The 18,560-nt window shown below is 62.4% G+C and carries 18 protein-coding genes; 13 read left to right on the top strand and 5 right to left on the bottom strand.

Features of this window, described 5'->3' with window-relative positions; all coding sequences use genetic code 11:
• The first annotated feature begins 2 nt into the window (after positions 1–2).
• The gene (locus V1286_RS22905; protein WP_334482931.1) at positions 3–800 is read left to right on the top strand and encodes an enoyl-CoA hydratase/isomerase family protein; all 798 of its coding nucleotides are present in this window, start codon (positions 3–5) and stop codon (positions 798–800) included.
• Positions 801–833: 33 nt separating this feature from the next.
• On the opposite strand, the gene V1286_RS22900 is transcribed toward V1286_RS22905, so the two are convergent.
• Entirely contained in the window at positions 834–1,163 is a 330-nt protein-coding gene (locus V1286_RS22900) for a hypothetical protein (protein WP_334482929.1), read from the bottom strand.
• Positions 1,164–1,868: 705 nt separating this feature from the next.
• Between V1286_RS22900 and V1286_RS22895 the strand changes: the two genes are divergently transcribed.
• Complete coding sequence (locus V1286_RS22895; RefSeq protein ID WP_417021276.1) at positions 1,869–2,846, top strand: Bug family tripartite tricarboxylate transporter substrate binding protein; 978 nt, start codon at positions 1,869–1,871, stop codon at positions 2,844–2,846.
• 8 nt (positions 2,847–2,854) lie between these two features.
• Here V1286_RS22895 and V1286_RS22890 read toward each other — a convergent pair whose 3' ends face one another.
• On the bottom strand, positions 2,855–3,505 hold the full coding sequence (locus tag V1286_RS22890) for a class II aldolase/adducin family protein (RefSeq protein ID WP_334482924.1): 651 nt from the start codon (positions 3,503–3,505) through the stop codon (positions 2,855–2,857).
• A 91-nt stretch (positions 3,506–3,596) separates the two neighbouring features.
• Between V1286_RS22890 and V1286_RS22885 the strand changes: the two genes are divergently transcribed.
• Genes V1286_RS22885 through V1286_RS22870 form a run of 4 tightly spaced genes read left to right on the top strand, consistent with a single transcriptional unit; the run spans position 3,597 to position 7,736 of the window.
• A complete protein-coding gene (locus tag V1286_RS22885; protein ID WP_334482921.1) occupies positions 3,597–4,472 on the top strand; it encodes an S-methyl-5'-thioadenosine phosphorylase in 876 nt (291 codons plus the stop codon).
• Positions 4,469–5,572, top strand: a complete 1,104-nt coding sequence (gene mtnA / locus V1286_RS22880) for an S-methyl-5-thioribose-1-phosphate isomerase (RefSeq protein ID WP_334482918.1) — start codon at positions 4,469–4,471, stop codon at positions 5,570–5,572. Before V1286_RS22885 ends, mtnA begins: the two co-directional genes overlap by 4 nt.
• Before the next feature lie 60 nt (positions 5,573–5,632).
• The gene (locus tag V1286_RS22875; RefSeq protein ID WP_334482915.1) at positions 5,633–6,175 is read left to right on the top strand and encodes a tripartite tricarboxylate transporter TctB family protein; all 543 of its coding nucleotides are present in this window, start codon (positions 5,633–5,635) and stop codon (positions 6,173–6,175) included.
• Positions 6,176–6,224: 49 nt separating this feature from the next.
• A complete protein-coding gene (locus V1286_RS22870) occupies positions 6,225–7,736 on the top strand; it encodes a tripartite tricarboxylate transporter permease (RefSeq protein WP_108514726.1) in 1,512 nt (503 codons plus the stop codon).
• Positions 7,737–8,070: 334 nt separating this feature from the next.
• On the opposite strand, the gene V1286_RS22865 is transcribed toward V1286_RS22870, so the two are convergent.
• On the bottom strand, positions 8,071–8,280 hold the full coding sequence (locus V1286_RS22865) for a hypothetical protein (RefSeq protein ID WP_334490280.1): 210 nt from the start codon (positions 8,278–8,280) through the stop codon (positions 8,071–8,073).
• A gap of 340 nt (positions 8,281–8,620) precedes the next feature.
• Between V1286_RS22865 and V1286_RS22860 the strand changes: the two genes are divergently transcribed.
• Both V1286_RS22860 and V1286_RS22855 read left to right on the top strand, forming a co-directional pair.
• Positions 8,621–9,880, top strand: coding sequence for an IS110 family RNA-guided transposase (locus V1286_RS22860; RefSeq protein ID WP_334477866.1), 1,260 nt, complete (start codon positions 8,621–8,623; stop codon positions 9,878–9,880).
• Positions 9,881–10,202: 322 nt separating this feature from the next.
• Positions 10,203–11,570: a hypothetical protein gene (locus V1286_RS22855; protein ID WP_334489835.1), complete on the top strand. Its 1,368-nt coding sequence runs from the start codon at positions 10,203–10,205 to the stop codon at positions 11,568–11,570.
• Between the two features lie 6 nt (positions 11,571–11,576).
• On the opposite strand, the gene V1286_RS22850 is transcribed toward V1286_RS22855, so the two are convergent.
• On the bottom strand, positions 11,577–12,074 hold the full coding sequence (locus tag V1286_RS22850; protein ID WP_334489833.1) for a YybH family protein: 498 nt from the start codon (positions 12,072–12,074) through the stop codon (positions 11,577–11,579).
• A gap of 150 nt (positions 12,075–12,224) precedes the next feature.
• On the opposite strand from V1286_RS22850, the gene V1286_RS22845 reads away from it, so the two are divergent.
• From V1286_RS22845 to V1286_RS22825, 5 genes are all read left to right on the top strand, one after another.
• A complete protein-coding gene (locus V1286_RS22845) occupies positions 12,225–13,223 on the top strand; it encodes a LysR family transcriptional regulator (protein ID WP_334482914.1) in 999 nt (332 codons plus the stop codon).
• Positions 13,224–13,402: 179 nt separating this feature from the next.
• The gene (locus V1286_RS22840; RefSeq protein WP_334482912.1) at positions 13,403–14,107 is read left to right on the top strand and encodes a cysteine hydrolase family protein; all 705 of its coding nucleotides are present in this window, start codon (positions 13,403–13,405) and stop codon (positions 14,105–14,107) included.
• A 2-nt stretch (positions 14,108–14,109) separates the two neighbouring features.
• Entirely contained in the window at positions 14,110–15,762 is a 1,653-nt protein-coding gene (locus V1286_RS22835) for a regulator (RefSeq protein WP_334482911.1), read from the top strand.
• 180 nt (positions 15,763–15,942) lie between these two features.
• Positions 15,943–16,962, top strand: a complete 1,020-nt coding sequence (locus tag V1286_RS22830; RefSeq protein ID WP_334482909.1) for an alpha/beta fold hydrolase — start codon at positions 15,943–15,945, stop codon at positions 16,960–16,962.
• A gap of 23 nt (positions 16,963–16,985) precedes the next feature.
• Positions 16,986–17,945: a fatty acid desaturase gene (locus tag V1286_RS22825; RefSeq protein ID WP_334482906.1), complete on the top strand. Its 960-nt coding sequence runs from the start codon at positions 16,986–16,988 to the stop codon at positions 17,943–17,945.
• Here the strand turns inward: V1286_RS22825 and V1286_RS22820 are convergent.
• Complete coding sequence (locus V1286_RS22820; RefSeq protein ID WP_108514706.1) at positions 17,932–18,543, bottom strand: TetR/AcrR family transcriptional regulator; 612 nt, start codon at positions 18,541–18,543, stop codon at positions 17,932–17,934. The genes V1286_RS22825 and V1286_RS22820 overlap by 14 nt on opposite strands.
• Positions 18,544–18,560 lie beyond the last annotated feature (17 nt).

Raw genomic sequence — 18,560 nt, 5'->3', positions numbered from 1 at the left:
CGATGAACGCTCCGGTAGCTGCGACCGAAGACCTGATTTATTCCGTCGAGGACGGTATCGCCCGGCTGACGTTCAACCGTCCGCAGGCGCGCAATGCGCTGACCTTTGCCATGTACGAACAGATGGCGGCGATCTGCGAAACCGTCAACAATGATCGATCGATCAAGGCGATGATCCTGACCGGCGCGGGCGACAAGGCGTTCGCGTCGGGCACCGACATCTCGCAGTTCCGCGCCTTCAAGACCGCGCAGGATGCGCTCGACTACGAGGCGCGGATCGATCGTGTGCTCGGCGCATTGGAAGCATGCCGGGTGCCGACGATCGCGGCCATTGCCGGCGCCTGCACCGGCGGCGGCGCGGGGATCGCAGCCTGCTGCGACATCCGTATCGGCACCGAGACCACGCGGATCGGCTTTCCGATCGCGCGCACGCTCGGGAACTGCCTGTCGATGTCGAATATTTCCAGGCTGGTTTCGTTGGTCGGCCCCGCACGGACCAAGGACCTGATCTTCAAGGCGCGGCTGGTCGAGGCGCCGGAAGCGCTGGCGCTTGGGCTGCTCAACGAAGTGGTGCCTGATGTCGCGACGTTGCAGCGCCGCGCCGACGAAACGGCGAAGCTCGTCGCCGGCCATGCGCCGATCACGCTCGAAGTCACCAAGGAAGCGGTGCGCCGCATCCGGCGGACGCTGACGCGCGACGAGGGCGAAGACCTGATCCTGCGCGCCTACATGAGCGAGGATTTCCGCGAAGGAATGGACGCGTTCCTCAACAAGCGCTCGCCGAACTGGAAGGGCAAGTAGTCGAACGGGGCGACAAGCGGTCAGAACCGCTCACTATGGTCTGGCAGCCTTTTTTGCCAGTTCCATGCCCAGGTCGAGCGCCGCGATACCTATTCTGTCTGAAGGGGTTGTGAGGCAACGTTGATCCATCCACGCAATGATCGCGTCGAAGTCGCCGCCGCCAACCATGTCCCGTTCGCCGCTGATGTTCAGGCCGCTGATAAATCCAACCAACCAGGATTCAAAACTTCCTTTGACGACCGCATTCTTTTTGCGGTTGGTCCACGCCGTGCAGGTTTGAGAACCCGCGCCGATGATTGAAGAACCGGCGTCCGCGGCGGTGGCAAGACAGGCCAGGAGCAAACCAATCGCGAACGCCTTCATGCTTTTTCACCGGCCGTCATTCGTCGGTTCGTGGCGCGGTAGGACGGCTACTTTTTGAGACAGAGACCGACGGCCGGACCAGTGCCGCACTTGGCGCCATCGGCTGCACCGCCGGACGGACAGAACACCGACACCAGATTTTCATTTGCATCGCAACTGACCTCGCCGCTCGCCTGAACCGATCTGATGGAAGCGCTAGCCGGTCCGGGATCGCCTTTTGCGCCGGGGGCGCCCTGCGGTCCTTGTGGCCCTTGGGGACCCTGTGGCCCTTGAGCGCCCTGTTGTCCTTGAGGGCCCGGCACGCCTTGCAAGCCCTGCGCGCCCTGCGGCCCGGCTGGTCCTTGTGGGCCGGCATCCCCCTTCGGTCCCGGATCCCGTCCGCACCCGGCGAGGGCTATCGTCGCGCCCATGAGGACGGTTATCAAAATCCTTCTCATTCAGCTTCTCCCCCTGATTTACCTTGTAGCGTGCATTAAATGGGCCCACTCACAGCCATGCAACGGAAAAGCGGCGAGATTGAATCGGCTGTACGTAGCTACGAACCTCCTGCGGGAAAGGTTTGCGCCTCATGCGAAAGTCATAGGGCGGTACATTGCGGTGCAGCTTGAACTCTCGTCTGTTCGCTCGCAAGATGTGGCAAGCAACCAGCCAAGTCTGATTTTACAAAGTCTTGCAAATACATAGGGAAGAAACCTCGTGGGACAGATGCTGAAAGCCGCGGCCGCCTTGACGGCCATGATCGCAAGTACCCCGGCGCTTGCCGCCTGGGAGCCGACCAAGCCGGTTGAAATCGTGGTCGCGGCCGGCGCGGGCGGTGCGTCCGACCAGATGGCGCGGATGATGCAGGCGGCCATCCAGAAGAACAACCTGATGAAGCAGCCGATGGTTGTATCGCTCAAGGGCGGGGCGTCGGGCGCCGAGGCGCTGATGTACATGAAGTCGAGCGACGGCGATCCCAACAAGGTCCTGATCGCCTATTCGCTTATCTACATGCTGCCGCTGTCGGCGAAGATCCCCTTCAACTGGCGAGACCTGACGCCGGTGTCGGTCGTTGCGATGGATCAATTCGTGCTGTGGGACAATGCCGAGGGACCGAAGACGGTGAAGGACTTCATCGCGGCCGCCAAGGCGGCAGGCTCGCCGTTCAAGATGGGCGGCACCGGCTCCAAGCGCGAGGACCACGTGCTCACCGTGTTCATGGAGCAGAAGACCGGCGCGAAATTCTCCTATCTGCCGTACAAGTCGGGCGGCGAGGCGGCGACGCAACTTGTCGGCAAGCACACCGAGGCCAACGTCAACAATCCATCCGAAAATCTCGAGGTCTGGCGCGCCGGCCAGGTCCGCGCGCTGTGCGTGTTCGACAAGGAGCGCATCGCCTACAAGACCAAAGTCACCGAGACGCAATCTTGGAACGACGTCCCGACCTGCAAGGAGGAGGGGCTCGACGTGCAATATCTGATGCTGCGCGCGATGTTTCTGCCCGGCAAGGTGACGCCGGAACAACAGGCGTTCTATGTCGACCTGTTCCAGAAGGTGACGCAGACTTCGGAGTACAAGGAGTACATGGAGAAGCAGGCGCTGAAGCCGATCTTCCTCACCGGCAAGGACATGCTGAAGTTCCTCGAGGAGGACGACAAGCTCAACACAGCGCTGATGAACGAAGCGGGCTTCGTCGCGAAATAAGCCGATCGTTATTTGTCGGCAGGGCCGTATCCCGCGATCCTGCCGAGAACGTTTTCGATCTCGGCCTTCGGCAGCAGGCGCGGTGTCCCGATCTGCAGGCAGCCGTGGTATTGCCGGGCCAGCGTTTCGACTTCGACGGCAAGCCACATCGCTTTCGACAGCGATGCGCCGACCGCAATCATGCCATGGTGTTCCAGCAGGCAGGCCAGCCGGCCTTCCAGCGCGCGCACGGCGTGCTCCGAAAGCTCCTGCGTGCCGAAGGTCGCATAGGGCGCGACGCGGATGGTGTCGCCGCCGGCACACGCGATCATGTAGTGGATCGGTGGAATTTCCAGGCCCATGATGGCGAGGATCGTCGAATAGATCGGGTGGGCATGGACTACCGCATTGATTTCTGGCCGGGCTCTCAGGATGTCGAGGTGAAATCGCCACTCGCTCGACGGCCGCTGGGCGGCATCGTGCGAGCCATCCAGGCCCATGAATACGATCTGCTCGGGCTGCATCGCCTCGTAGGGCGTGCTGGTCGGCGTGATCAGCAGGCCCTCGCCATGGCGCAGGCTGATATTCCCTGATGTCCCCTGGTTGATGCCGAGCGCATTCATGCTGCGGCAGGCATCGATGATCGACTGGCGTTTTTCCCGGTCCTTCGTGGTCGGCATTTGAAGACCCCTTGCAACCGCGCGACAATGCTTGATTATTGCGCCGCAGTATAGTCGAACATCTTGCGTGAAATCCTGACTGGGAGAAGTCATGACGCGTGCCGTGCTTGGCATCATCGGCGGATCCGGCATCTACGACCTGCCGGGGCTGGAGGACGTCCGCGAGGAGACCATCAAGAGCCCCTGGGGCGAGCCGTCCGCAGCCCTGACGCGCGGCGTGATCGGAGGCTTGCCGATCGTGTTCCTGCCGCGGCACGGCAAGGGGCATGTGCTGTCGCCCTCCGACATCAACTACCGCGCCAATATCGACGTGCTGAAGCGGGCGGGGGTTACCGACCTGGTTTCGCTGTCGGCCTGCGGCTCGTTCAGGGAGGAACTGCCGCCCGGCACATTTGTCCTCGTCGATCAGTTTGTCGACCGCACCTACCGGCGCGAGAGTTCGTTTTTCGGCAGGGGCTGTGTTGCCCATGTCTCGATGGCGCATCCGGTGTCGCCACGGCTGCATGTGCATCTGGCGGCGGCCGCCAAGGCCGAAGGTATCGCCGCGGTGCAGGGCGGCACCTATGTGTGCATGGAAGGCCCGCAGTTCTCCAGCCTCGCCGAGAGCCTGACCTACAAGGCGCAAGGCTATTCGGTGATCGGCATGACCAACATGCCCGAGGCCAAACTCGCCCGCGAGGCCGAGATCTGTTACGCCAGTGTGGCGATGGTCACCGATTTCGATTGCTGGCATCCCGATCACGACGCCGTCACCGTGCAGGATATCATTCGCGTGCTGAACTCGAATGCCAGCAAGGCCAAGGGGCTCGTCGCGCGTCTCGCCAGGGATTTTCCGCGCGAGCATGAGCCGTGTCCTGTTGGATCGGACAAGGCGCTCGACACCGCCTTGATCACGGCGCCGGAAGCGCGCGATCCGCGGCTACTCGCCAGGCTCGATGCGGTGGCGGGGAGGGTGTTGAACTCATGAAGGTCGACGGCCGACATTTTCGCAGCATCTGGCTCGAGGACGACGGCTGGACGGTCGGCGCGATCGACCAGCGGCGATTGCCGCATGAATTCGTGGTGGCGCGCATCGCAAGCGCGGAGGACGCGACCGAGGCCATCCGTTCCATGCTGGTGCGTGGCGCGCCGCTGATCGGCGCTACGGCGGCTTACGGCATGGCGCTCGCCATGCGTACCGACGCTTCCGATGCGGCGCTCGACCGCGCCTATGCCATGCTGCTGGCGGCGCGGCCGACGGCGATCAACCTGAAATGGGCGCTCGACGAGATGGCGCGCTTGCTCCGGCCATTGCCGGCGTCGGAACGCGTCGCGGCGGCCTACCGGCGCGCAGTCGAAATCGCCGAGGAGGACGTCACGATCAACCAGGGGATCGGCCGGCACGGTCTGGCGCTGATCGAGCAGATCACGGCGACGAAGCGGCCCGGCGAGCCCGTCAACGTCCTGACCCATTGCAACGCCGGCTGGCTTGCGACGGTCGACTGGGGCACGGCGACGGCACCGATTTATCTGGCGCATGATCGCGGCCTGAAGGTTCATGTCTGGGTCGACGAGACCCGGCCGCGCAATCAGGGCGCTTCGCTGACCGCTTGGGAACTCGGCCACCACGGCGTGCCGCATACGGTGATCCCGGACAACACCGGCGGCCATCTGATGCAGCACCGCATGGTCGATCTCGCGATAGTTGGCACCGACCGGGTGGCCGCCAATGGCGATGTCTGCAACAAGATCGGGACCTACCTGAAGGCGCTCGCCGCGCACGACAATGGCGTGCCGTTCTATGTTGCACTGCCATCGCCCACCATCGACTTTAGTATCGATGACGGCATCAGGCAGATTCCGATCGAGCAGCGCAGCGCCGACGAAGTGGCGAACATGACCGGCCGCACCGCCGATGGGCGCGTCGAGACCGTGCGCGTGGTTCCCGAAGGCTCGCCTGTGGCCAATTACGCCTTCGACGTCACGCCGGCGCGGCTGGTGACGGGATTGATCACCGAACGCGGCCTGCTGCGCCCGGAGCGTGCTGCACTTGCGAGCGCATTCCCGGAGCGCAGCGCGGGACATTGACGCCGGCGACGTCGACACGTATCCCCGTTCAGGTCTGTCGTATCGGGGGTCACCGTCGCCATGTCCAATACCGACATCGAAATCGTCGTCGAGGATCCGACCGCACCCGAAGCCGACTCGCCTGCGGTGACGAGCGTTCGCGCGGCCGACGTCGTCGTCTGCCTCCTGTTGCTCGCGCTCGCAACGACACTCGGATACGACAACTGGCGGACGGGAGCCGGTTGGGAATCGACCGGCCCGCAGTCCGGCTACTTTCCGTTTTATCTCTCGATCATCCTCGCCGGCGCCAGCCTCTATGGTCTGGTCGCCGCGTTCCTGTCGCGCAGGGAGGCTTCCGAGGTTTTCGTGACGCGGGCGCAGCTTCGCCGCGTGATGGCGGTGTTCGTGCCTACGGTGCTGTTCTGCCTCGCCATGCAGTTCCTCGGGCTCTATGTCGCGAGCTTCCTCCTGATCGCCGGCTTCATGCGGATGGTCGGCAAGATCGCGCTGTGGAAATCGTTGCTCACCGCCTTCGTGTTCACCGCCGTGATGTTCGTCACCTTCGACATCGCCTTCGACGTCATCATGCCAAAGGGTCCGCTCGAAGCGGCGCTCGGCCGCTAACGGGTCGGTAGGGCGCATCTGATGGAAGCCTTGTAATGGAAGCCTTGTAATGGAAGCCTTGGGCCTCTTGATGCATGGCTTCGCCGTGCTGCTTACCTGGAAAACACTGCTGCTGATGATGCTCGGCCTCGTGCTCGGCATTTTCGTCGGCGTGCTGCCCGGCCTCGGCGGCCCGAACGGCGTGGCGATCCTGCTGCCGCTGACATTCACGATGGATCCGACGTCGGCGATCGTGATGCTGTCCTGCATCTATTGGGGCGCGCTGTTCGGCGGCGCCATTACCTCGATCCTGTTCAACATCCCCGGCGAGGCCTGGTCGGTCGCGACCACCTTCGACGGCTATCCGATGGCGCAGCAGGGCAGGGCGGCGGAAGCGCTGACCGCGGCCTTCACCTCGTCGTTCATCGGCTCGCTGGTCGCGGTGATGCTGATCACGTTCCTGGCGCCGATGATTTCCTCCTTCGCGCTGAAATTCGGGCCGCCTGAATTCTTCGCGGTGTATCTGCTCACCTTCTGCTCTTTCGTCGGCCTCGGCCGCGAAGCCAAGCACAAGACTGTGATTTCGATGTCGCTTGGCCTCTTGCTCGCCGGCATCGGCATGGACACCGTGTCCGGGCAGTTGCGCATGACCTTTGGTTCGGCGGAGCTCTTGCGCGGCGTCAACTTCCTGGTCGCCGTCATCGGCCTGTTCGGCATCAGCGAAATCCTGCTCACCATGGAGGAGCGCCTCGCGCTGCGCGGCCACGCCGCCGGCATTTCCCTGCGCGTGGTGCTGTCGGTCTGGAAGGATTTGCCGAAATACTGGGTGACGCTGTTTCGTTCTTCCTTCATCGGCTGCTGGCTCGGCATCACCCCGGGTGGCGCGATTGCCGCCTCCTTCATGGGCTACAACCTCGCCAAGCGCTTTTCCAAGGACCAGGACAGCTTTGGCAAGGGCCGCATCGAAGGCGTGTTCGCGCCGGAAACCGCAGCGCACGCGTCCGGCACCGCGGCTCTGCTGCCGATGCTGGCGCTCGGCATTCCCGGCTCCGGCACCGCGGCGATCCTGCTCGGTGGGTTGATGGTGTGGGGTCTCAATCCGGGTCCGTTGCTGTTCGTCGAGCACAAGGATTTCGTCTGGGGCCTGATTGCGTCGATGTATCTCGGCAATGTCGTCGGTCTCGTGCTGGTGCTGACGACGGTGCCGATCTTCGCCTCGATCCTGCGCGTGCCGTTCGCAGCGGTCGCACCGATGATCGTGGTGTCCTGCGCGATCGGCGCCTACGCGATCCAGAACGCGATGTTCGATATCTGGCTGATGCTGGGCTTCGGCGTCGTCGGCTACGTATTCAAAAAAATCGGCATTCCTCTGGCGCCGTTCACGCTGGCGCTGGTGCTCGGCAACCGCGCCGAGGATGCGTTCCGCCTGTCGATGATCGGCTCCGGCGGCGACATGAAGGTGTTCTGGTCGAACGGTCTCGTCGGTTCGATCACGACACTGGCGATCGTGCTGCTGTTCTGGCCCGTCATCGATTGGGCGTTCGGCAGCGTCACGCGCATGTTGCGGCCGGCGAAGGCGTAGCGGTCCGGACGGACATTCCGCCGTCATTGCGAGCGAAGGGAAGCAATCCATAGCGCCGCGTGGGATAGATGGATTGCTTCGCTGCGCTCGCAATGACGTGGATACAGTTTCGCGTTCTCGCGGCGCGATGCGCCCGGAGTTTTGCATCTCGGTTAGCCCTCCTGAACTTAGAGGGCGCAGGGAAGACCGGGTGCACGCTGCGCCCGCGGTCTCGCGTTGCCATTGCGCACAGAGAACGCGCACACGCGCATACAGGTTCAGCGGAAACACTCCGGCCTTCCCTGCGCAGTGGCTTTACGGCTTATAGCGAGCTCCCCGGTGAACGGCTCTTTTGCTACCGTCGCCCGCGAGAGGCGTGCCTCTCGCGAACTTGACGCACGGCAAAAGCCAGGCTTCTCAAGGTCCAGCGCATCGGCAAAAGCGTCTCGACAAAAGCGTCAATGGCCCGAACCGGATTGTCGCGATCCACGTAGTCTTCAACACGCGCAGGAAGAAGGCTCGGCTGGTTCCGGTCAACACCGGTCTTGAAGGTATGATTCGTCATCAGTCGAATCGTACACTCGTTTGCCCAGCCGGCCGGGATTCTTGCCCAGTCTCGAAGCGAAACCCATCAATCATTGCGCGGAGGCGTGATGGGTTTCGCTGCGCTCCACCCATCCTGTACCCTTTTGAGCGTTCGGCACTAGTCTGGAGATGTAGACTGGTCGCACGGGCCGATCCGCCGGGAGCCGCCTGACCCATCTGTGCCATGAGCACCTGCGTAGGACCCGCGCCCCGGTGGAGCGGCTGCGATCGAGATCCACTAGGAGGTTTGCGCCAAGAGCGCCAGTACAGGGATCGATCGGGATCGCAGTGGCCCGCTTCGCAAGCGAGGAGGTCGAGCAATGGTCGAGGATGTGCATTGGTTTGTCGGGATCGACTGGGCAACGCAGAACCATCGCGTTTGCCTGTTGGATGCCGAAGGAAGACGCGTGGGCGAGCGGGAGTTCGTCCATGGCGGAGCCGGCTTGACGGAGCTGCGAGACTGGCTGCTTGAGAAGACCAAGGCCGCGCCGGGGCGGATCGCCGTCGCGATCGAGATGCCGCACGGTCCCGTGGTGGAGATGCTGCTCGAGCACGGGTTTACGGTCTTTGCCATCAATCCCAAGCAACTCGATCGCTTCCGTGATCGCTTCACGGTCGCAGGCGCCAAGGATGACAGCCGTGACGCTCTTGTCCTCGGCGACTCGTTGCGCACCGATCGGAAAGCCTTCCGGCAGCTTGCCACCGACGATCCGACGGTGATCGAACTGCGCGAGTGGTCGCGCCTTATGGATGAACTGCTGCAGGAACGGACGCGTCTGGCCAATCGCCTGCGCCAGCAGCTATGGCGTTATTATCCGCAAGCGGCCGAACTGACCGACGATGTCGCAGATGATTGGTTCCTGGCGCTGTGGCAGAAGGTGCCGACCCCCGCTGCGGCCGCCAAGGTATCGGAGAAGGCGATTGCGCGCATCCTCAAGGAGCATCGCATCCGCCGTCTCGACGCCACCACCGTGCTGCAGACCTTGCGCAAGGCGGCCTTGTTCGTCGCACCAGGTACCAGGGAGGCCGCGTGCGTCCATATCCGCAGTCTTGTGGCGCGCATGCACCTGATCAATCAGCAGATCAAGGAAGCCGGCGCCGCCCTGGACGGCCTTTGCGACAGCCTCGCAGCACAGGATGAGGAGAACTCGTCGGGGCAGAGCCATGAGCAGTGTGACGTGGCAATCCTGCGCTCCTGGCCGGGAATCGGCAGGATTGTTCTCGCCACACTGCTCACCGAAGCAGCGCAACCGCTGCAGGCACGAGATTATCACGCCTTGCGTGCTCTGGCAGGGGTTGCTCCGGTAACACGGCAAAGCGGCAAGCAACGCTTCGTGATCCGGCGCCTCGCCTGCAACAAGCGGCTGCAGACTGCGGTCCATCACTGGTCACGCGTCGCCATCCAGCGCGACGCAGCCGCTCGGCGACGCTACGACGCCTTGCGGCAGCGCGGCCATGGCCATGCGCGTGCTTTGCGTGGTGTGGCTGATCGCTTGCTTTCCGCCCTGTGCGCGACGCTCACCCACCGGACCCTGTATGAGGCAGACCAGAGGAGTGCTCAGACCGTCGCCACGCCGTAAAGCCTCATTCCTTTGTTCGGCCGCTTGCGACCATTCCTTCGTCCCGACCTGCCGAACCCAACAGCGCCGCGCACAGCCGCTGTCCAGGATGCCATCGGCACCGGCGTAGCCGGCGCGAAGCGTCCTGGACGGCGGCGAGCACGGCGCTACGCTTGTCACCCAAAGAACGAAAGCCCCTTGACCAAGCCCTAGGAGGTCCTACGCACGGTCCATTTGTGACAATGCGATGACATCACGATTCATCTGACAGAAAGACGAATCTATGATGTCTGGGGTAACCACTGACACTCGACACCCGCCGGACATGGTTTCATCCAATCATATGAATCGTCACATTCCATTTTCATCTCATCGCGAATACCGGTTTTACCAGGGCCTGTTGGCCACCGGTGTCGCCAACGGTATTCAGGCCCTAAATTTTCTCGGTGATCGATTCCTGAGAAAATCTCACGCATCGGGTGGGATCGACGAGTTGTACAGGCACTCGGTCAACAGTGCCTTTTCTCCCAAGGAAGCCTTTCTGGTCACGGGGGCGCCGCACGCCTCCGCCTATTATCCTCGGGATTTTGCCTGGTTTTATCCCGATGTTCTCGATCCCGAGACCATCATGGGTTCCGAGGATGCCGTCCGCCGGGTTCGCTTGCTCGAAAAAAGCGTCCGGCTACTGCTGGAGGCCGTCCGCGCCAATGTCGTCACGACGACCATCGTTCCCGCGGGAGGCGACCGGTACATCGGCGTCAATTACTTCTCGCTGCCGTCGGACACGCTGTTGGGCATCCTCGCAGGCCTGGAACAAATCGTGCGTGCGGACCAAAGGGCATCGCCGTTTTTGGCGATGTCACAGGGCGCTCATGCCGGCCGCTTGTTGCTTGCCGAATATCGCGAGGATCTGAAGAAGGCGATATTTCAACTCGCGGAAGCGTTGGAGCCGTTCGAGGACGGCGGCGTCGCGGCTTTGCTGTGCGACGTCACCGCACCGCGTTCCGCGGCAACCGATACCCGTGCCGAACGCAGGCGCTTTGTCACCAATGCATGCGTCTACGCGACCTTTGTGCGCGGCATACGGTTGGGGGTGATCGACCGGATCGAGCTGGAAGGGCTGCTCGGACGCGAGCTTTCGCAATACAAGACGGAGCTGCTCGGGTTGTTCGGCAAGCCTGGCTATATCAGGCATGCTCTGGACTTAAGGAGCGAACCGGCGGCGTCTTGCATTGCGCTGGATTTCGTCAATGTGCATCAGGGATTTTGGGATCTGAGCGAAGCGGGCGAACGCGCGCTGTTCGCAGCCACGACGGATCTGATACTTGGCGAGCCGCGGTTTCGAATCCCGGATACATCTCACTTCCTGGTATCGGCGGATAATCCGCAGAACAAGATGATCCACAAGATTGCGGCTCCGGCCTACCAGGGGCGTTCTTGCTGGCCGACATTCAATGTCGAATTTGCCGATCGCATGCTGGACTACGATGAATGTTCTGGCACCGACAAGTACCGGTCCTGTGCCCGCGATATATTGAGGGACATTCGTACCGCGACCGAAACGCACGGCGGGTATCAGGAGCTGCTGTCGGAAAAGGGACAAAAATATCGCACTTGGGCCTATCAGAGCGCAGACGCCCACTCCTGGTTTCCGCGTTTTCTGTCGGTCTGGCGGCGGGCATTCGGGACGCCGCTACTTGACAGGAGCTAGACCGCCTCATTTCTTGTCGAGATTTGCGCCGCGGGCCAGCGAGGCCGCAGTCTCAAGCCCGACGTGGCGCACGAGCGGGTCGGCATGGCGATGAACCAGCCACCATTGCCCGCCTTGCCTGCGATAGACTTGCGTCACACGAAGGGACCAATCCTGGTTTGGCAAACCGCCGACCTCGCCGTGTTGACGCTCAATCATCGCAAGAACGACCAGATCGTCCGACGTATAGGACTGGACAAGTTCGAGCTTGGCGTCGCCGTTCCCAAAGTAGCTGGCGAGCCGCGCCAGCCGCTCGGGACTCATGTCGAAGCCCCGGCTGGCTTCACCGCCAAATGGCTGCATCAGCGTAAAATCTCCTGCGATGCGCACCAGACCGGACCATTTGTCCATGTCGCCACGCATGAAAGCCGAAGCCTGGGCTTCGGTCTTCCTGACCAGATCGACAAGTTCCTGCTCCGAACCTGCCGACGTCGGCTCCTGCGCGGCGCTGGCCGACAGCGGCATTGCGAGTGCGGCCTTCAGCGCCAAGCGCCTCCAGCGGTTCAATTTGAACATTTCGGTATCTTTCCATTCGGGTTGGGCCGGCAACCGGCCGGCGGTGCTGCCCAAATCCCATTTCAATGATACTGAATCCAGTGATATGATTTCAGCATTATGCTGAACCAGACTGACCTTTCCCGGATCGATCTCAACCTGCTCGTGCTGTTCGAGATCGTCTTTCAGGAGCGGCATGTCGGCCGATCGGCTGAGCGGCTGCATCTTTCGCCGTCCGCCATCAGCCATGGACTCGGCCGCCTGCGCGCGCTGCTTGGCGATCCCTTGTTTCTCAAGACTCCGAAGGGCGTTGTTCCAACGGAGCGTGCCTCCCAGCTCGCCGCGTCGGTGGCTGAAATTCTCGCGCGTGTCCGCGGGGTCGTCTCGACAGCTACGCCGTTTGATCAGCGGCATTCGACGCGCCGTTTCGTCATCGGCGCGCCGGATGGAATTTCGTCGGTCATCCTGCCTTCGCTGTTGGAGACGTTGCGGGAGGTGGCGCCGGGCGTCGACGTGGGTATCCGGCAGCTACTACCGACGCAAGGCTTCACCGCGCTTCATCTGGCGTGGAGGGATGCGTTGAAGGAGCTCGAAGACCGGACGATGGATATCGCGATCATTCCGTTCGACGATATTCCGGTCCGTTTCCATAAGCAGAAGCTCTACGAGGAGGAGTTCGTCATCGCCGTCAGAAAGGGGCATTCGTTCCAGCGTAATCCGACCCTCAATCGCTACTGCGAGATGGAGCATCTCGTCGTTTCGCATACCGGTGATGTTACCGGATTCGTGGATGTTGAACTCGCCAAGAAAAGCCTGACGCGGCGCGTGGCCCTGACCGTGCCAAACTTCATTTTCGCGCTTTCGGTGCTGGCCGAAACCGAGATGATCTCCGCGCTGCCGAGACGGTTTCTCGAGATCCATGGTGCCCGCTTCAATGTCGTCGCCGTCAAGGCGCCGCTGCCGCTGCCGCGTTTCTCGATCAATGTCGTCCTTCCGAAAGTGGCGATGATGGATGCGGGCCTTGCGTGGCTGGTCCAGTTGTTGGGACAGGTGCGAACGGGAAATGACAGGTCGTTCGTTCTTCGGTCGGGCAAGCGCAATCGCAGCATGCACAGCTAATGGGCAACTGCTCGCTCGTGATGCGCTCGATGCAGGCGAGCCGGGATCTGCATCCGCGAGTAACGGACTGACAATACGATTGATTTTCTTCAGACCGATCGCCAGCCGGCATTGTACACAATGGCACGCGCCTTGCTTGACTTCTCTTTAAGAGTTCTCTCGTTCGGGGCGCGTACGTCATGGCGAACTCAGCAAAGCTCAGAGCGGAGCCGGGACCGATCGAGCTCGACTGGGCGGCGACCGCGCTTCTCATCATCGACATGCAGCGCGATTTCATGGAGCCGGGCGGCTTCGGCGAGACGCTCGGCAATGACGTCAGCCAGCTCGCGCGGGCGGTGCAGCCGATCGCCTCCGTGCTGGATGCGGCGCGCGCGGCCGGCATGCTGGTCATTCATACCCGCGAGGGGCATCTGCCCGATCTGTCGGACGCGCCGCCGGCCAAGGTCGAGCGCGGCGCGCCGTCCTTGCGCATCGGCGATCCCGGGCCGATGGGGCGCATTCTCATTCGCGGCGAGGCCGGCCACGACATCATTCCCGAATTGTATCCGCTCGACAGCGAGATCGTGATCGACAAGCCGGGCAAGGGCGCGTTCTACGCCACCGAGCTCGGCGAGGTGCTGCAGCGCTACGGCATCGAGAATTTGCTGGTCTGCGGCGTCACCACAGAGGTCTGCGTCAACACCACCGTGCGCGAAGCCAACGACCGCGGCTATCGCTGCGTGGTGCTGGCGGATGGTTGCGCATCCTACTTTCCTGAGTTTCACGAGATGGGCCTGAAAATGATCAAGGCCCAGGGCGGCATTTTCGGCTGGGTCTCCGACTCGGCCGCGGTGCTGGAGGCGCTTTCACTGGAGATTCCAAGAACGGCAGCAGCGGGGGCATAACGATGAGCACGAGTGCGACAGGAACATCAGGCACATCCACTTTCAAGCCGGTATTGTGGACACCCGGCGACTGGAACGCGCTGTTCGGCTTCGGCACCAACATTCTCGTCAACATGCTGGTGCTGACCGGGCTGTTGCGCTTCGTACTGAAGATGCCTGACTCGATCGTGTTCGGCCGCATCCTGCCGGCGCTCGGCCTTATGATGTGCCTCTCGACGTTCTATTACGCGTATCTCGCCTACAAACTGGCGCAGAGGACCGGCCGCAGCGACGTCTGCGCGCTGCCATCGGGCGTCAGCGTCCCGCACATGTTCATCGTCACCTTCGTGATCATGCTGCCGATCACGCTGAAGACCGGCGATCCCGTCAAGGGCTGGTCGGCTGGCCTGGTCTGGGTGTTCTTCCAGAGCTTTATCCTGATGATCGGCGGCTTCATCGCGCCCTATATCAGAAAGGTCACCCCGCGCGCGGCGCTGCTCGGCACGCTCGCCGGTGTTTCCGTCACCTTCATCTCGATGCGCCCGGCGCTCGAAATGTACATGACGCCGCAGATCGGGCTGCTGTGTTTTTCCATCATCCTGGTGAGCTGGTTCGGCGGCGTGAAATACTGGAGGGGTATGCCGGCCGGCCTCGTCGCCATTGCGGTGGGAATGATCATCGCCTGGGGTTCGAACCTGTTCGGTCTCGGCCTCGGCAGTTTGAGCCTGAAGGGCGTCGGCGATGCCTTTGCGAACTTCGGCTTCTCGGTGCCGTTGCCGGCCATCGGCCACGTCTTCTCCGGCTTCGAATTCCTCGGCATCATCCTGGTCACGGCAATTCCGTTTGGCATCTATGACCTCGTCGAAGCCATGGACAATGTCGAAAGCGCGGAAGCGGCCGGCGACGAATATCCGACCACGCGCGTGCTCACTGCCGACGGTGTCGTCAGCCTGATCGGCTGCTTGATGGGCAATCCCTTCATCAACGCGGTCTATATCGGCCATCCCGGCTGGAAGGCGATGGGCGGGCGGATCGGCTATTCGACGGCGACCGGCCTGATGGTGGTGCTGCTGTCATGGTTCGGCATCATCTCGGTCTTGCTGGCGCTGGTGCCCGTGGTCGCGATCTCACCGATCCTGCTCTATATCGGCATGCTGATCGGCGCGCAGGCGTTCCAGACCACGCCGGTCAAGCATGCGCCGGCGATCGTGCTGGCGCTGACGCCGCATCTCGCTGCCTGGGCGAAACTGCAGATCGACACCATGCTCGGCTCGACGATCACGGCGGCGCAGGCGGTCGGCGGTCTCGCTGCCGACAAGGTCGACGCGGTCAAGTCCGCCGCAATATCAGCGCTGCCGCAGCAGGGCGTGCTCTATCACGGCCTCGAAGTGATGGGCGGCGGCTCGATCCTCGCCGGCCTGGTGCTCGGCGCGATCGGCGTGTTCGTGATCGAGCGTGATTTTCTTAAAGCATCCGCGTTTGCGCTGGCCGGTGCGGTCATGACCTATTTCGGTTTCATGCACGGCGAAGCGGTCGGCATCGGCAGCGGCCTCGGCGTCACGCCGGGCGTGGCGCTGGCCTATGCGGTCATGGCGGCAGGTCTGTTCGCGCTGGCGAAGACCAGTCCAGGTGTCGACTACTCGCATGCGGAGGTCGCAGCAGCCCCGGCCGAATGAGGCGTGGTGGGCGGCCTCGTAGAGATACGCGCACCATATGGTCTGACATGAGACCTGGTCTCGAGGCGCGCCAGCGTGCGTTTCGAAGGCCGCAACAATGCGGTTGCAATCTCATCCAAATAATGTACGATTTGTACATTAAAGGTTGCGCCGGTTACGCGCGCCGACAAGGGTGACGATATGGCGACCAGCGGTGATTATCAGGTCTTCCACGCCGGAGACGTTTTGCTGCAGTCAGGCGTCGTATTCCCCTCGTTGCGTCTTGCCTACAAGACCTATGGCACGCTGAACGCGCGGAAGGACAACGTGATTGTCTATCCGACGTCCTTCAGCGCGCAGCACACCGACACGGAATGGCTGGTGCAGCGCGGCGGCATCCTGGATCCGGAGCGCTTCTTCATCGTCATTCCAAACCTGTTCGCCAACGGCCTGTCCTCGTCGCCATCCAATTCGGAAGTGACGCCGTTTCCAGCCATCAGCTATCACGACGCGGTGGCGGTCCAGCGCCGCCTTCTGGTCGAGCAGTTCGGGATTTCGACGCTCGCGCTGGTCTACGGCTGGTCCATGGGCGGGATGCAGGCGTACCATTGGGCGGCGTGCCATCCTGACATGGTGGAGCGGGCGGCCATTGTGTGCGGCAGCGCTAGATGCTCGCCCTATAATCACGTCTTCCTCGAGGGCGTGAAGGCCGCGCTCACCGCCGATCCCGCGTTCAGGGACAGTCGTTTCGTCGCCAGGCCTGCCGCTGGCCTGCGCGCCATGGGGCGCGTCTATGCCGGTTGGGCGATGTCGCACGCCTATTACCGGGACGAGGTGTGGCGCGATTACGGCTTCAGCTCGCTGGAAGATTACCTGACGCGTTCCTGGGATGAAGCCTTCTCGCGCCGTGATGCCAACGATCTGCTGGCGCAGATCGGCATCTGGCAGCGCGGTGATATCAGCCAATGCCCGGAATTCGGCGGCGACATGGTCCGTGCGCTCGCGGCGATCAAGGCACGGGTTCTGCTGATGCCGGGGCAGACGGACCGCTACTTCGATGTCAGCGACAACGAGGAAGAGATCGGCCGGCTCGTCAACGCGAGGTCAGCCGAACTCCATCCGATTCCCTCGATCCACGGACACCGCGCCGGAAATCCGGTCAACAATCCCGCGGATCGCGGGTTCATCACTGCCGAAATATCGACGCTGCTGCAGAGTTGAAATCCTGGGAGGCGATTGCGACCATGAGCACTGCCATCACTGCAACGGGAGAGAAGCCGCTGAATTCGGCCGCGCTCCGCGAGCTATCGGTGCGATCCGACCTTCAAGGTATCGTTCGCGCGGTTAGCCATTACGGTGCCATCGGCATTTTCGGTACGCTGATCTGGCTGGTGTCCTCGACCTATGGCCTGGCGTGGGCGTTGCCGCTCATCGTCGTGCAAGGTTATTTCGTCGCCTTCCTGTTCATGGTCGTGCACGAGACCGCCCACAAGACGGCGTTTCGGAGCCGCGCGCTCAATCTCGCATTCGGTCATCTGTCTTCATTCGCGATCGGACTGCCTTACGAATATTATTGCCTGTTCCACTGGGACCACCATCGCTACACGCAGGATCCGGATCGGGATCCGGAACTGCTTGTTGGCCCGATCCCCGCCTCGGATACGCAACTCGCAGTCGCCTATACCGGTCTTCGACAGGTCGCTTTCCGGGTAGGGCTGATGCTTCGCCATGCCTTTACCGGCAAGGCCTCCGCTCCCTGGATCCCGGAAGGCAAGCGCCACATCGTCGTGAAGGAAGCGCGCCTCTATGTCGCCTTCTATGTCGTGCTGCTGCTCGCGTCGCTCACGCTGCATACGGCGCTTCTGCTCTGGGTGTGGATCGTTCCGCTGATCGTCGGCCAGCTATTCCTGCGGCCTTATCTCTACGCCGAGCACACCGGATGTGAACGGACGCGCAGCGCCTTTCAGAACACCCGCACCACCTACACCGGCATGCTCATGAGATGGTTTGCGTGGAACATGCCCTATCACGTCGAGCACCACGCTTATCCTTCGATCCCGTTTCATGCGCTGCCGAAGCTGAACCGGATCGTCGATGATCAGATCGTTTTCCGGGGGCAGGGCTATCGGGCCGTGACGCGGGAGACGTGGGCGTGGTTCCGCCGCGCGCAAGCTGACGCGGCCGGCGGCGTCAGCGGTTCTTGATCATCAGCAGGGTGTCGACGAGATTGCGGGCATGTGCCGGCGAGATCGGCTTGATTCCGAAGATGTAGCGGTAGAACAGGCTGCCATAGATCGCGTCGTACAGGTCCTCCGGCGTCCCGGTCGCGCCAATGCTTCTGTCCTGCTGGCCGGCGGCGATCAATTCGACCAGGGCGGTTCTTCGATACCCGAGATAGCGCTCGTAGAAAATCTCCGCGGACCCTGTGTTCGAGATGCATTCGGAGATCACCGCGAGCTGTACCCTGCCGAACTCGCCCAGCAGCGCCTTCGCATAAGCCGCGGCGTGGCTTCTCAGGCGTTCCGCCGGCGCGCCGGTGGCCGGCAGCGGCAGCATCAGCGAGGCATGGTTCAGGAACGCATCTATCAGCAAGGCCTCTCGCGATGGCCACCATTTGTAGATGGTCATCTTCGAGACGTTGGAATGCCGCGCAACAGCATCGATACTGGTGGCGGCGAGACCCGTAGTCGCCATCAGCGTGTAGGCGCTTTGCAGAATGGCGTTGGTGGTCTCGGCAGAACGGGGGCGACCACGGCGGGTTGCCGCCGTATCGCTGTCTGCTTCGCTTCTGCCCTTCGCCATGTTCCGGCTTCCCCGAT

Source organism: Bradyrhizobium algeriense (assembly GCF_036924595.1).
GTDB classification, from domain to species: Bacteria; Pseudomonadota; Alphaproteobacteria; order Rhizobiales; family Xanthobacteraceae; genus Bradyrhizobium; species Bradyrhizobium algeriense.
The sequence above is the reverse complement of the archived record's forward strand: the minus strand, read 5'-3'. Positions and strand labels throughout refer to the sequence as shown.